The following is a 13896-nucleotide window of genomic DNA, read 5'->3' on the forward strand; positions in this document are numbered from 1 at the left end:
GATGTCCGCATCCCCTCCCCCCGCAAGCGGGTCCGCCACGCTTGATCCCACCGCCGAGGCCGAATTCAGCGAAGGACTGCCCCCCGGTTTCGGCACCGGCATTATGGGCCGCGTCGCCTTCTGGCTGGCGGTCGTGTTTTCCCTGTTCCAGCTGTGGGCCGCCGGTTACGGCAGCCTGCCCAGTCAAGTCGTCCGCGCCATGCATGTGGGGTTCCTGCTGCTGCTGGGCTTCGGCCTTGTCGGCAACCTCGTCGCCAGAACGCAACGTGGCCAGATTTTCTTCTGGGCGCTTGGTATCCTTGGTTTCAGCACCGGCATCTATAACTGGGTTGAATATAGCGACCTGATCCGCCGCACCGGTTTTCTGACACAGATGGATCTGGTGATGGGCACCATCCTTGTCGTTCTGGTGTTTGAGGGTGCGCGCCGCCTGATGGGATGGCCGCTTGCCGCGATCGCGGGGATATTTCTGGCCTATTGCTTCCTTGGCCAGCATCTGCCGCCGCCCTTCATCCATCGCGGCTATGGCTTTGAACAGATCGTCGAACATTTCGCCTTCGGGACCGAGGGCATCTATGGCAGCCCGATCTATGTCAGCAGCGCCTATATCTTTATCTTCGTGGTTTTCGCGGCCTTTCTTGAACGCGCGGGCATGTTGAACCTGTTCAACGATTTCGCCCTTGGGCTGGTCGGTGGCGTGCGCGGCGGGCCTGCACAGGTGGCGGTGCTGTCATCGGCGCTGATGGGGACCATTTCGGGGTCGGGGGTGGCGAATGTTGTCGCATCCGGTCAGTTCACCATCCCGATGATGAAGAAATCCGGCTTCAAACCGGCCTTCGCTGGCGGGGTCGAGGCGACGGCCTCCATGGGCGGCCAGATCATGCCACCCGTCATGGGTGCCGTGGCTTTCATCATGGCCGAGACGTTAAACGTTCCCTATGCATCCGTGGTCAAGGCGGCGATCATTCCCGCAGTGCTGTATTTTGGCGTCGTCTTCTGGATGGTCTGGCTGCAGGCCGGACGCGACAACCTGAAGGGTCTGCCCCGTGCCAGCTTGCCGAACCCGTGGCACGCTGTGCGCGATCAATGGCCGCTGGTGCTGCCGCTGGCCGCTTTGGTCTATCTGCTGTTCGCGGGCTATACGCCGATCTTTGCAGGCACGATGGGTCTGGCGCTGGTGACGGTGCTGATCCTTGGCGCACCACTGGCGGCGATGATCGGACCATACGCCTTCCGCGTCATCTTCTGGCTGGCGCTTGGGATCGCCTCGGCGCTGTTCCTGAAATACGGGATCAACCTGCTGGTCGCGGTGATCGCTGCGCTGGTGCTGGCCTGCGCGATGTCCAAAGGTGCCCGCCCGACCATCGGCATCATCCGTGATGCATTGGCCCAAGGGGCGCGTAACGCCCTGCCCGTCGGCATGGCCTGCGCCATCGTCGGCGTGGTCATCGGCACGCTGACGCTGACCGGCATCGCATCGACCTTTATCGGGGCGATCATCGCCATCGGTCAGGATAACCTGTTCCTGTCGCTGGTACTGACCATGCTGACCTGTCTGGTGCTGGGGATGGGGATCCCGACAATCCCGAACTATATCATCACCTCGTCCCTTGCGGGTCCGGCGCTAATGGAGCTGGGGGTCCCCCTGCTGGTCAGCCATATGTTCGTCTTCTATTTCGGGATTATGGCCGATCTGACACCGCCCGTGGCGCTGGCCTGTTTTGCGGCGGGGCCGATTGCCAAAACCTCGGGGCTGAAAATCTCGATGCAGGCCATCCGGCTGGCGGCGGCGGGGTTCATCATTCCGTTCATGGCGGTCTATACGCCATCGCTGATGTTGCAGGATGGTGGACCGATTGCCGCCCAATGGGGCTATCCGGTCGAGGTCGCCTATATCCTGCTGAAGACCGTTCTGGGCGTGGGGCTGTGGGGTGTGGCGATGGTCGGGTATTTCCTTGACCGCACCAATGTCGTCGAACGCACGCTGGCCTTCGCCGCAGGGGTGGCGCTGATTGTGGCGATGCCGCTGTCGGACGAATTGGGCTTTGCGCTGGCGCTGGCCTTCGGGGCGATGCACTGGCTGCGGCTGCGCAAGGTCGTGGCCTGATGCTGTGTGTGGCCAGCGGGGCGTTTCTGCTGTCGCTGGCCACGGCGGAATTTACGCTGGATTGGCAGCATTCGGTCGAACACACCCTCTGGTGGGAACGCTGGCGGATAACCGATGCGGGGCTAGCCCCCGTCGCGGCGCGGATCACCGCATCAGGCGCAGGGATGGAGCCCCCGCCCGATGCCGTTCTGCGGGATGGTGTGTGGGAATTTACCCCGACCGTCCCGCCACAGCGCGATATCTGGCTGGGCGCATCGGGCGCGTCAATGGGGGGCTGGCAGCTATGTGCAGGCGGTCAGTGCCATGATCTGCCGGAAGGGGACGGGCCACTGCATCTGTGGTCCGCCCCCGATTGCACCCGACCCTAGACGATCCACAGCCGGATCAGGAAAGCCACCGTTCCGATACAGGCAACACTGGCCAGCCAGATACCCACGAACCACGCGAATTTTCCAAGGCCTTGGCGCATCAGTGATATCCTTCACCGGGCATGATCTTGCCGCGGAACACCCAATAGGAAAACGCGGTATAGGCAAGGATGATCGGCACCAGAACCGCCGCCCCCACCAGCATGAAAATCTGGCTGTTGCGGGGGGCGGCTGCTTCCCAGATGGTGATCTCGACGGGGACGATATAGGGGAACATCGAAAAGCCCAGACCGATGAACCCAAGGACGAACATGCCCAAGGCAAAGAAAAACGGCCAGTAATCATGGTGCCGGACGGTCAGCGTCCGGAACATGCCAAAGGCCAGCGCCAGCACGGCCACCCCGACGCCCACGGCCAGCGCGATGTTCCAGCCCCCGAACCAGCGGCTGTAATAGCCGTCCTGCAGGAAGGGCGTCCACAGGCTGACAACGCCGATAAAGATCACCGTCGCGATGCCCAGCACCCATGCCTTGCGCTGCATCCGCGACTGCAGCGGGCCTTCGGTTTTCATGACCAGCCATGTCGCACCCAGCAACATATAGCCCACCATGACGGCCACCCCGACCATCACCGAAAACGGCGTCAGCCAGTCCCACCACCCGCCAGCATAGGCGCGGCCCGCCTTGTCGATGTCGATGCCCTGCAACAAACCGCCAAGTGTGATGCCCTGTGCAAGTGCGGCCATTGCCGACCCGCCGATAAAGGCCACATCCCAGACCCCGCGCCAGCGCTTGGTGCGCCAGCGGAATTCGAAGGCTACGCCGCGGAAGATCAGCGCCAGAAGCATGGCGATGATCGGTGCGTACAGTGCGGGAAGGATCAGCGCATAGGCCAGTGGAAAGGCCGCAAGCAGCCCCCCGCCCCCCAGCACCAGCCATGTTTCATTGCCGTCCCAGACCGGCGCGACCGAGTTCATCATGACATCACGATCCTCCGAGTCCTTCTCGGTCGCGAACAGCATGCCAAGACCAAGGTCGAACCCGTCAAGGACCACATAGACCAGAACCGCAAAGGCAATCACGAATGCCCAGATGACGGTCAGATCGAAAGAGACGCCTTCTGCAATGGTCATGTCATTCTCCGGTTTGGGCGGGGTTGGGCTTTTTGTTCAGATGCTGCTGGGCGGGCGTGGTCCCTGCCGTGCGCGTCGGGCTGTTGGTAACATCCTTCAGGCGCGGTTCGGCACTGGCAGGGGCACGGTTCATCAGGCGCATGATATAATATGTGCCTGCCCCGAAGACCGCAAAATAGACCACGACAAAGGCCATCAGCGATGCTCCGACCGCAGCGGAATCCAGTGGCGCGGCACTGTCGCTGGTGCGCAGGAAACCATAGACCGTAAAGGGCTGCCGACCTACCTCGGTCGTGACCCAGCCTGCCAGCACGGCGATCAGGCCTGATGGCGCCATGACAAGGGCAGCGCGGTGCAGCATTGTCCATTCGTAAAGGCGACCCCGCACGCGGGCCAACAGCGACCATGCACCGATGCCCAGCATTGCAAAACCGATCGCGATCATGATGCGGAACGACCAGAAGACGATGGCAACAGGGGGCTGGTCCTCGCGCGGGATGGTGTCCAGCCCGTCCAGCGGCGCATTCAGGTCATGTTTCAGCACCAACGAGGACAGCTTGGGGATACCAACCGCATAATCCAGCCGCTGTTCTTCCTGATTGGGAATGCCGAACAGGTACAGCGGCGCGCCGTCGGGGTGGCTGTCGAAGTGACCCTCCATCGCCATGACTTTGGCGGGCTGGTGTTCCAGCGTGTTCAGCCCGTGCAGATCGCCTAGGAAAATCTGGACCGGTGCAAAAACCGCGGCCATCCACATGGCCATGGAGAACATCGTCCGCGTGGCGGGGCTGACCATATCGGGGCGACGGCGGTGGCGCAGCAGATGCAGGGCCGCAACGCCACCGACGATAAAGGCCGTCGTCAGATAGGCCGCCGTGACGGTATGCATCAGGCGATATGGGAACGAGGGGTTGAAGATCACCTGCCAGAAATCGGTAGGCAGGAACTGACCGGTCTCGGGGTCGATCTCGAAGCCGGCGGGGGTGTGCATCCAGCTATTCACCGACAGGATCCAGAAGGCCGAAATCGCAGTTCCGACCGCCACCGCAAGGCAGCCGATCATATGCAGCGTCGCGCCGACGCGGTCACGACCGAACAGCATGATGCCCAGAAAGCCCGCCTCAAGGAAGAAGGCCGACAGCACTTCGTATGCCATTGGCGCACCGATCACCGGCCCCGCCTTATCGGAGAATACCGACCAATTGGTGCCGAACTGATAGGACATCACAATGCCCGACACGACGCCCATGGCGAAGGCAAGGGCGAAAATCTTCACCCAGTAACGGAACGCATCCAGATATTTGCTGTCTTTGGTCCATAACCACAATCCGTTCAGGACCGCCAGAAAACTGGCCAGACCGATCGTGAATGCCGGAAACAGAAAATGGAACATGACCGTGAATGCGAATTGTATTCGGGCCAGCAGGACGGCGTCTACGCTTTCGAACATCTGAGACCTTTCGACGTTCACCTTATACGGACGGCACCGGTTGGCAGGCTTTTCCTGCCCTGTCGCCGATAAGGCAGGGGCTGCTATAGGTTACCTATTGGTAGCCAAAGCACCCCCTGATCCGCAAGTGTCGTATCGCCGCAGGATCATAGGTCGCCGCAGGATCAGACGATGCCCAGCATCAGCGGGATCAGCACAAGGCAGGCCAATCCCACGGTCTGGACGGTCAGCATGGCAAATGCCGCCCCGCCCACATCAACCAGACGCCCCAGCGATGTCTTCATCCCCACAGCGGCCACTGCCGTCACCAGCAAGGACCGCGACAGGGTCGAGGCAGGCTCGATCAGGGCGGTCGGGACAAGATGCAGGGAATTCAGCGCGGCCAGCACCAGAAACGCGGTGACAAACAGCGGCATCAGGGGCGGACGCTTGCCCATGCCCGATGTATGGCGGCGCATCGCCAATGCGCCGATCAGAACCGTCGGTGCCAACAGTGTCACGCGGATCAGTTTGACAACTGTTGCAATATCGCCGGTTTCGTCACTGACGGAATAACCCGCCCCGACCACCTGCGCGACATCATGGATGGTGCCGCCAAGAAACAGCCCCGTCAGATGTTCATCCAGACCCATGGCGCTGGCCAATATGGGATAGAGAATCATCGCGACCGTCGAAAACGCCGTAACCGAAATGACGGTAAAGGCCAGATCGCGTTCGGATGTTTCCCGCTGTGGCAGGATCGAGGCGATGGCCATCGCAGCCGAGGCCCCGCAGATCGCCACCGATCCCCCCGTCAGGAACCCGAAGGCGCGGTCGCGGCCGACCAGCCCTGCCAGCAGGATGGACAGCAGGATCGTCGTCGCCACGCAGGCGATGATAATAGCCACAAAGCCCCAGCCGATCTCGCGCACCATGTCCAGCGATACCCGCAATCCCAGCAATGCCACACCCGCACGCAGGAACACCCTGCTGGCAAAAGCGATGCCCGCCGCAGTGCGTTCCTGTTCGGACAGGAAATTGAACGCAATGCCCAGCAGGATGGCCATCAACATCACCGGCGCGCCGTAATGGTCCGAAAGGAATTGCGCCGCCATTGCGACGATCAGGGCCAGCGCGACACCGGGAAACAAGCGTCGCAGCGCCTCGGCCAGATGCCGGGGACGGGTCATGGAAAACTGTGTCATGATTGTCTTTCGCTATGCGAAAAGGGGCCCGAAGGCCCCTTGCATATTTTACTGGATATCGCGGGCGCGGTTGGCGTCCATCTGGTCCTGCACGGTCTGGACCTCGGCTTTCAGGGTCGCCAGAATTTCCTCGCCCCCGTCAACATTCGAGGTGAACCAGTCATAGACGGGCTGGGCTGCGGTGGCGAATGCCTCTTTTTCGGCATCGGTCGGCACATAGATATCGCCGCCACCCGCGGTGAATTCCTCATATGCGGGAATCGACTTGCGCTTGGGCGATGCAAAGGTGGCCTGTTGCAGCTGATAGAAACCGTCATTGACGATCACGCGCATGTCTTCGGGCATGCCGGTAAAGGTCTGGTTCGACATCCACCACATCGCGCCCATATAGGCGTGGCCGTCCAGCGTCAGGTAATCCAGCCCTGCATCGGGGAATTTCATCGACATGATGTCGGTGATGCCGTTCTGCGTGCCTTCAACCACACCGGTTTGCAGCGATGTGAACAGTTCGGCCCATGGAATCGGGGTCGGCGATGCACCAACAGCCCGCACCAGTTCCTGCGGCAGGTCGGCCACAACGGTCCGCAGCTTCATGCCCTTCAGGTCGTCAGGGGTCTGGACGCGCTTTTCGGTATTGGCAAAGTTGCGCCAGCCGCCGGTGTTGCCGATGGTCATCAGGCGCATGGTATCGCCCGAATCTGCCAGCATGCGTTCGCGCAGATCGCGGACAAAGTCACCCGACAGAACCGCCTCGGCGACGCGATCATTGGGCAGGATATAGGGCAGGTCCAGAACCTGCACATAAGGGAACAGCCCCGCCGCCCCGTCCGAGGTCGAGATATAGACGTCGATCGACCCGTCCGCGATGCCCTGCAGGCATTCGGCACCGTTGGAACACAGTTGGGTGCCCATATAGATCTCGACCGCGATGGCGCCGTTCGACGCCGCCTCGACATAGGATTTGAAGACCTGAAGGCCGTCGTAATCCTCATCGTTCTCGTTCGAGTTGGCCACGGCGCGGATGGTATAATCCTGCGCCATAGCGGGCATGGCAATCGCCGTGCCCAGTGCCAGCGTCGCCGCCAGTGTCAGTGTTTTCATCATCATATCCTCCCACAGAATGAAATCAGTTGGCAAAGCCGGTCAGGCGCGGAATCGTCAGGGAAATGGCGGGGAAATAGGTGATCAGGAAGATCACGAAAATCTCGACCGCAAGGAAGGGCAGGATGGCCCGCGAAATGGTCGATACCCTTTCCCCCGAAACCGCCGAAGCGACAAACAGCACAAGCCCCATCGGCGGCGTCGCAAGGCCCACCGTCAGGTTAACGCACATGATCATGGCAAAGTGCACGCTGTCTACACCCATGCCGGTGAAAACCGGACCAAGGATGGGGCCAAGAATAATAATCGCCGGACCTGCATCAAGGAACATCCCCACCACGAACAGCAGGATGTTGATCAGGAACAGCAGCAGCAACGGATTGTCCGTCAGCACCAGAATGAATTCGGCCAGCTGTTGGGGTGCATGGCTTAGCGACACGACCGTCTTGAACGACATGGCCGCGCCCACCAGCAACAGCACCACCGCCGAGGTCAGCCCCGCCTTGCCCATCACATCCGGCAATTCGCTGACCTTCAGCGTTTTCAGCACGAAGAGGCTGATCAGCAGTGCGTAAAGCACGGCGATGGCCGCAGCCTCGGTCGGGGTGAAGACGCCGAACAGGATGCCGCCAAGAATGATCACCGGTGTCAGCAGCGGAAAGAATGCTTTTAGGCTGGCCTGACCGCGTTCCGGCCATGTGTATTTCTTGGACGCGACGGGGAAGTCGTATTTATCGGCCATCAGCTTGACCAGAACCATCAACCCCGCGCCGACCAGAACCCCCGGCACGATCCCTGCCAGAAACAATGCCGCAACGCTTTCGCCCATGACATAGGCATAGATGATCATGATGCCCGATGGCGGAATGATCGGCCCGATCACCGAACTGGCCGCCGTGATCGCCGCCGCGAATTTGCGGGTATAGCCCTGTTTTTCCATCGCGGGGATCAGCATGGACCCCAATGCCGATGTATCGGCCACAGCACTGCCCGACAGGCCCGCGAACAGCATGGACGACAGGATGTTCACATGCGCCAGACCGCCCCGCAGATGGCCGATCAGCGCCTGGCTGAATTCGACCAGACGGTGGGTGATACCGCCGCGATTCATAATCTCGCCCGCAAGCATGAAGAAAGGGATCGCCATCAGCGGAAAGCTGTCGATGCCGTTATAGAGGTTGCGATACAGCAAGGTCAGGTCGCGTTCCTGACCGTTCAGATACAGCAGCAAACCCGGTGCGGCCAGCAGGCCGAAAAAGACGGGCAGGCCGATCAGCAGGAACACCAGAAAGACCGGAAGAAACCATACAAGCATCATTCGGCCCCTTGTGCGCCGGTCCGCGACATCGCGGGCAGGTCAGTCACACCAAGCAGCAGCGCGATATTGCGCAGCAGCAGTTCCACATTCACGACAAACAGCATGACCATCCCGACCAGCAGCGATGACATCATCCAGCTGCGCGGCACGCGGTGCCATTCGCTGAAGTCCAGCGACACCGGCACATGCAATGACGCACTGGCAAAACGCCCGCCGATGCCCGTTACTTCGGCCCATGAGATTTTCACAGCGAAATAAAGGACCAGCAGGCATAGGACCAACAGCATCAAATTCAGGATGCGGGCGACGACTGGCGGCAGCATTTCGGGCAGCACGTCAATCGCCACAAAGCCGCCCGCGCGGAACGCGGTCGGTGCCATCAGTCCGGTCATCCACAGCATGCAGAAACGCGCAGCCTCGTCGGGCCATGCAAGGGCACTGTTCAGCACATAGCGGCTGAACACCTGCACCAGCGTCACCGTGACCATAACAGCCACTGCGGTGATGCCAAAGGCGCGACCTATCCGCAGGACGTGGTCGTTGATCCAGGATAAAGGCCGGATCAGCCCGCTTAGAAAATTCATGTTCCCCTCCACGCCCTATACCACAACCCGGTTCCTCCTCCGGGATGTCGCGGCGCCTAGTTAATGTCCAGCCGTGTCACCTTGCCGCCAAAGAATGCCAATGGATCGCCATCGCGCAGATGCGCATGCGTGACCTGCCCGACAATGATGGCATGATCGCCAGCCTCATGGACGGCGTGGCGCGTGCAGTCAAAGCGGGCCAGACAATCCGCAATGACCGGCACGCCGTCATCATTCAACTGCATCTTGTCGCCGGTCAGCGCTGCCTGATTTCGGGCCACATCAAAAGCCAGCGATTCCTGTTCGGCACCCAGGATATGGATCGCATAATGCTGTGCCCCGACAAAGGCAGGATAGCGTGACGAACTGCGTGCGGGCGACCACAGAACCAGCGGCGGATCCATCGAGACCGATGAAAAGCTGTTGGCCGTGATCGCGACACACCCGTCGCGGCCCTTTGTCGTCACAATGGTGACGCCGGTGGCAAAGCGTCCGAAGGCGTCGCGCAGCAACCGGCCATTATCAGGGGCGGGGATAAAACTGCGGTGACCGGATGCGAATGCCGTACCGGTCATTATGCAACCTCGTGGCCGAGGGCGGCCTGATACAGGCGGAACCACTGCTGGCGGTCCAGATCGACCTTGGCCGCATCCGAAATCGCCGCAATGCGCGACAGGGAATTGGTGCCCAGAACCGGCATGATGGTCGCCGGATGGCGCAACAGGAAGGCAACCGCCACCGCAGCACGGTCCACACCGAATTCATTGGCCAGTTCATCCAGCACAGCCGCCACAGGGCCATCGCCGGTCATCAGGCTGCCACCGCCCAAGGGCGACCATGCCATCACGGCATCGCCACGCTTCTGGTGGAACGCCAGATCGCCATTGTTGAACGGTGCGACACTTGCCAGTGAAATCTCGATCTGGTTAGTAACCAGCTTGGTGTTCATTGCCGATTGCAGCAGTTCAACATCCCATGGGCGGAAATTCGACACGCCAACCGCGCGCAGTTTGCCTTCGCGCACCAGTGCATCAAGAACGCCGCCGGTTTCGTGGTGATCCAGTAACGGATCGGGACGGTGGATCAGCAGCAGGTCCAGATGGTCCGTGCCGAAATCACGAAGCGAACTTTCGACCGAGGCACGGATATGCGCCTCGGAGGTGTCATAATGCTTGCACGACACATCGGCATATTTCCCACAGGGGGCCACGATGTCGCATTTGCTGATCAGTTCGATCTTGTTGCGCAGGCCGGGGTCGGCCTTCAACGCGGCACCAAGGATCGCCTCGGCAGTATAATTGCCATAGATATCGGCCTGATCCAGCGTGGTAATGCCCTGATCCAGACAGGCGTCGATCTTGGCACGCACATGCGTGACCGAGGTGTCGGTATCATCGCCAATACGCCACATGCCATAGACAAGGCGCGACAGCGAAAGACCTTCGGTAAGGGTAACACGTTCCATCAGCGGCGTTCTCCTGCGCCAAGCGGCGTCTGCGGCGTCGTTGCGGGGACGCGGCCCCATTCACGGTTCAGCTGGCAGGTTTTCATCTGCGGCAGCACGCGGGTTCCGAAATGTTCGGCCTCATCGATATGCGGATAGCCTGACAGGATAAAGGACCGGATGCCCATCTTCTGTAATTCTTCCAGCTTGGACAAAACCTGATCGGTCGATCCGACGATGGCAGCGCCACAGCCCGACCGCGCACGACCAACGCCGGTCCACAGATTCGGTTCGATATAACCTTCAAGATCGGCCAGTTCGCGGTTGCGCGCCTGACGGCTGACCCCAAGCGAGGTCGCATCCAGCGCCCGTTCGCGAATCAGCTTGCCCTGTTCGTCATCCAGCTTGGACACGATATGTCGGGCATATTCGCGTGCCTCGGCTTCGGTATCACGGACGATGACATGGGCGCGGAAACCGTAATCCAGCACGCGGCCATGACGTTCGGCGGCGGCATGGGCGGCCTTCATCCGGTCGGCAATATCTTCGGTTTTTTCAGGCCACATCAGGTAAACATCGCAATGTTCCCCGCACAGGTCCAGCGCGGCCGGCGAATAGCCGCCAAAATACAGCATCGGCCCGACCGTCTGATAGGGCTTGACCGGATCTGTGTTCACATCGCTGAAATCATAGACTTGGCCATGGAAGTCGATCTTATCCTGCGTCCATGCCTGCTTCAGGATCTGCACCACTTCGCGCGAGCGCTGGTAACGGTAATCGCTGTCGGCCTTTTCGCCCGGAAAATCCGAGGAGATGATGTTGACCGTCAAACGCCCCTGCATCATGTGATCCAGCGTGGCGATGGTCCGTGCCAGCATGATGGGCTGCATTTCACCGCAACGCACCGCCGCCAGCATGTTGATTTTATCCGTGATCGGCGCACAGCCCGCCACGAAGGACAGGGTATCCTGCCCCACCTGATAGGACGACGGGCACAGGATGTTTCCGAATCCCTGCTGTTCGGCGGTTTTCACGATGTTCGAACAATGCGCCCAAGAGGACTTCAGATCGGGGTCCGGAACGCCCAGAAACTGGTAATCATCGGAACAAAGTGCCGAAAACCAGGATATTTCGACCTTGTCCAGATCGGCCGATGTCACGGGTACGACGGTCATGCTTTCCTCCCCAGGTTCGCTAAATTTCTACTTGCATAGCCGTGTCCATGATGTAGATCAATGGTGTATCAATTGTTTCGGAGGGGAGGCCGGAAGGATGGATGAAAATCATCTCGCATTGCCGCAGCGCCCCGACGCGTTACCCATCCACCTGCAGATCGAGGAATTGGTGATCCGCGATATCGCGGCGGGCCGATTGGTCGATGGACAGCGCCTGCCCCCCGAACGCGACATGGCGCATGCCCATGGAACCACCGTGCGAACCCTTCGTAAAGCCTTGGCAGAGCTGGAAAAAAAGGATCTGATCGAGCGGCGGCAAGGGTCGGGGAACTATATCCGCGCGGGTCAGCAGGTCACCTCGGTCTATTCGATGTTCCGGCTGGAACATGCCGTGAGTGGTGGTGGTCTGCCGAATGCACATCTGCTGTCGGTTGATTATCTGCCGAAAGATGCCGAACAACCCGATTACGGCGCATCCGACTGTGCAACACGCTTCCGCCGGCTGCGCTTTCTGGATGATGTCCCCATCGCACTGGAAGAAATCTGGCTGGACGGCAGCGCGGGTCAGGTGCCCCGCGACAAGGTGCAGGATTCTCTGTACCTGACCTATAAACGCGCTCTGCGCCTGTGGATCACACGGGCCGAGGATCGCGTCGGCATTGCCCCTGTCCCCGATTGGACCGCCCCCCGTTTCGCCCCCGCCGCAGGGACCGTTACCGCCTATATCGAACGGCTGTCATGGGCACAAACCGCGCGCGCAGTCGAATTTTCCCGTACCTGGTACGACACCGACAAGGCGCTGTATGTACAGCGCCTGATCTGAGGAGGATCACATGACGACCGACACGCTGGTGCGCAACACCACCCGGACGTTGAATTATGGCATCATCGGCTGCGGCATGATGGGCCAGGAACACCTGCGCAATATCGCCTTGCTGAAAGACACCGTCATCGGCGCGATCTTTGAACCGGACGCCACCATGCGCGCCCACGCCCTTGTTTTGGCCCCAAGCGCGCAATTCGTCGACAGTGTCGAAGAGTTGCTGGCGATCGAGGATCTTGATTGTCTGGTGATTGTCAGCCCGAACTTCCGTCATCTGGAACAACTGCAAACCATCGCAGCACATCGCCCCCTGCCCGTCTTGGTCGAAAAGCCGCTGTTTACCGATGTGTCGCAAATGGCCGAACTGAAAGAGTTTGCTGCCAGCTATCCGGCGCCTGTCTGGGTCGCGATGGAATACCGCTACATGCCGCCAGTCGCAAAGTTTCTGGCCGAAGCGCAGGCAGCCACGGGCGGCATCAAGATGCTGACCATCCGCGAACACCGCTTTCCGTTCCTGAATAAGGTCGGCGACTGGAACCGCTTTAACAACCAGACCGGCGGCACTTTCGTCGAGAAGTGCTGCCATTTCTTCGACCTGATGCGCCTTGCACTGGGATCTAATCCGGTTCGCGTGATGGCGATGGGCGGTCAGGCTGTTAACCATCTGAACGAAGTCGTCGATGGCAACCAGCCTGATATTTTTGACCATGGTTATGTCATGGTCGAATTCGAAAACGGTGCCAGCGCCATGTTGGAACTGTGCATGTTTGCGGAAGGTGCGCGTTATCAGGAAGAAATCTCGGCAGTCGGCGAAAACGGCAAGATCGAAGCTTTCGTGCCTGGTCCCGGGCGTTTCTGGCCTGCTGATCTTGGCCCTGCACCCGTGCCAGAGGTGATCATTTCACCCCGTTCGCCCAAAGGCCCCCGCGTCGAGGAGATCCCTGTCGATCCTGCACTGCTAGCTGCGGGGGATCACAACGGCTCGACCTATTACCAGCATGTCTTTTTCCGTGATCTGGTTCTTGGCAACCGTAAGGAGGCGGCAGTTACCTTGGCAGACGGGATGTGGTCAGTCCTTCTGGGGCACTGCAGTCAGGTTTCGATGCTTGAGTCCCGATGTGTTTCTGTATCGGAGTTCATGTAGGTTTAGATGCCCTGTTTGATCGGGGCATTTCCGGTTTTTTTGTGGATTTGTTTGGAATGCAAGAAG

14 protein-coding genes are annotated in these 13896 nt (G+C 60.1%); 4 read left to right on the forward strand and 10 right to left on the reverse strand.

The window, feature by feature from the left end; genetic code table 11:
• Position 1 precedes the first annotated feature (1 nt).
• Positions 2 to 2107: a TRAP transporter permease gene (locus DWB67_RS12650; protein ID WP_119807904.1), complete on the forward strand. Its 2106-nt coding sequence runs from the start codon at positions 2 to 4 to the stop codon at positions 2105 to 2107.
• Positions 2107 to 2475, forward strand: a complete 369-nt coding sequence (locus DWB67_RS12655) for a DUF1850 domain-containing protein (RefSeq protein ID WP_255418669.1) — start codon at positions 2107 to 2109, stop codon at positions 2473 to 2475. Before DWB67_RS12650 ends, DWB67_RS12655 begins: the two co-directional genes overlap by 1 nt.
• On the opposite strand, the gene DWB67_RS12660 is transcribed toward DWB67_RS12655, so the two are convergent.
• The 10 genes from DWB67_RS12660 to DWB67_RS12705 form a co-directional block, all read right to left on the reverse strand.
• Positions 2472 to 2576, reverse strand: coding sequence for a DUF2474 family protein (locus DWB67_RS12660; RefSeq protein WP_119807906.1), 105 nt, complete (start codon positions 2574 to 2576; stop codon positions 2472 to 2474). The two genes, DWB67_RS12655 and DWB67_RS12660, sit on opposite strands and share 4 nt — an antisense overlap.
• Positions 2576 to 3607: a cytochrome d ubiquinol oxidase subunit II gene (cydB, locus tag DWB67_RS12665; RefSeq protein ID WP_119807907.1), complete on the reverse strand. Its 1032-nt coding sequence runs from the start codon at positions 3605 to 3607 to the stop codon at positions 2576 to 2578. Before cydB ends, DWB67_RS12660 begins: the two co-directional genes overlap by 1 nt.
• 1 nt (position 3608) lies before the next feature.
• A complete protein-coding gene (locus DWB67_RS12670; protein WP_119807908.1) occupies positions 3609 to 5057 on the reverse strand; it encodes a cytochrome ubiquinol oxidase subunit I in 1449 nt (482 codons plus the stop codon).
• Between the two features lie 164 nt (positions 5058 to 5221).
• Complete coding sequence (locus DWB67_RS12675) at positions 5222 to 6241, reverse strand: YeiH family protein (protein WP_255418670.1); 1020 nt, start codon at positions 6239 to 6241, stop codon at positions 5222 to 5224.
• Positions 6242 to 6289: 48 nt separating this feature from the next.
• Positions 6290 to 7345 carry a TRAP transporter substrate-binding protein DctP gene (gene dctP / locus DWB67_RS12680; RefSeq protein WP_370453595.1) on the reverse strand — a complete coding sequence of 352 codons (1056 nt, stop codon included), beginning with the start codon at positions 7343 to 7345 and terminating at the stop codon, positions 6290 to 6292.
• Between the two features lie 22 nt (positions 7346 to 7367).
• Entirely contained in the window at positions 7368 to 8657 is a 1290-nt protein-coding gene (locus DWB67_RS12685) for a TRAP transporter large permease (protein ID WP_119807933.1), read from the reverse strand.
• Positions 8657 to 9244 carry a TRAP transporter small permease gene (locus DWB67_RS12690; RefSeq protein ID WP_119807910.1) on the reverse strand — a complete coding sequence of 196 codons (588 nt, stop codon included), beginning with the start codon at positions 9242 to 9244 and terminating at the stop codon, positions 8657 to 8659. The genes DWB67_RS12685 and DWB67_RS12690 overlap by 1 nt, the downstream gene beginning before the upstream one ends.
• A gap of 56 nt (positions 9245 to 9300) precedes the next feature.
• Positions 9301 to 9819: a flavin reductase family protein gene (locus DWB67_RS12695; protein ID WP_119807911.1), complete on the reverse strand. Its 519-nt coding sequence runs from the start codon at positions 9817 to 9819 to the stop codon at positions 9301 to 9303.
• Positions 9819 to 10709: an aldo/keto reductase family oxidoreductase gene (locus tag DWB67_RS12700; protein WP_119807912.1), complete on the reverse strand. Its 891-nt coding sequence runs from the start codon at positions 10707 to 10709 to the stop codon at positions 9819 to 9821. Before DWB67_RS12700 ends, DWB67_RS12695 begins: the two co-directional genes overlap by 1 nt.
• Positions 10709 to 11863 (reverse strand): LLM class flavin-dependent oxidoreductase, encoded by a 1155-nt coding sequence (locus tag DWB67_RS12705; RefSeq protein WP_119807913.1) that lies wholly within the window; start codon positions 11861 to 11863, stop codon positions 10709 to 10711. Before DWB67_RS12705 ends, DWB67_RS12700 begins: the two co-directional genes overlap by 1 nt.
• Before the next feature lie 97 nt (positions 11864 to 11960).
• On the opposite strand from DWB67_RS12705, the gene DWB67_RS12710 reads away from it, so the two are divergent.
• Together DWB67_RS12710 and DWB67_RS12715 are read left to right on the forward strand one after the other, a co-directional pair.
• A complete protein-coding gene (locus tag DWB67_RS12710; protein ID WP_119807914.1) occupies positions 11961 to 12686 on the forward strand; it encodes a GntR family transcriptional regulator in 726 nt (241 codons plus the stop codon).
• A gap of 10 nt (positions 12687 to 12696) precedes the next feature.
• Positions 12697 to 13830 carry a Gfo/Idh/MocA family protein gene (locus DWB67_RS12715; RefSeq protein WP_119807915.1) on the forward strand — a complete coding sequence of 378 codons (1134 nt, stop codon included), beginning with the start codon at positions 12697 to 12699 and terminating at the stop codon, positions 13828 to 13830.
• Positions 13831 to 13896 lie beyond the last annotated feature (66 nt).

Origin of the sequence: Paracoccus sp. JM45, from assembly GCF_003590715.1 — a bacterium.
In the GTDB taxonomy this organism is placed as follows: domain Bacteria; phylum Pseudomonadota; class Alphaproteobacteria; order Rhodobacterales; family Rhodobacteraceae; genus Paracoccus.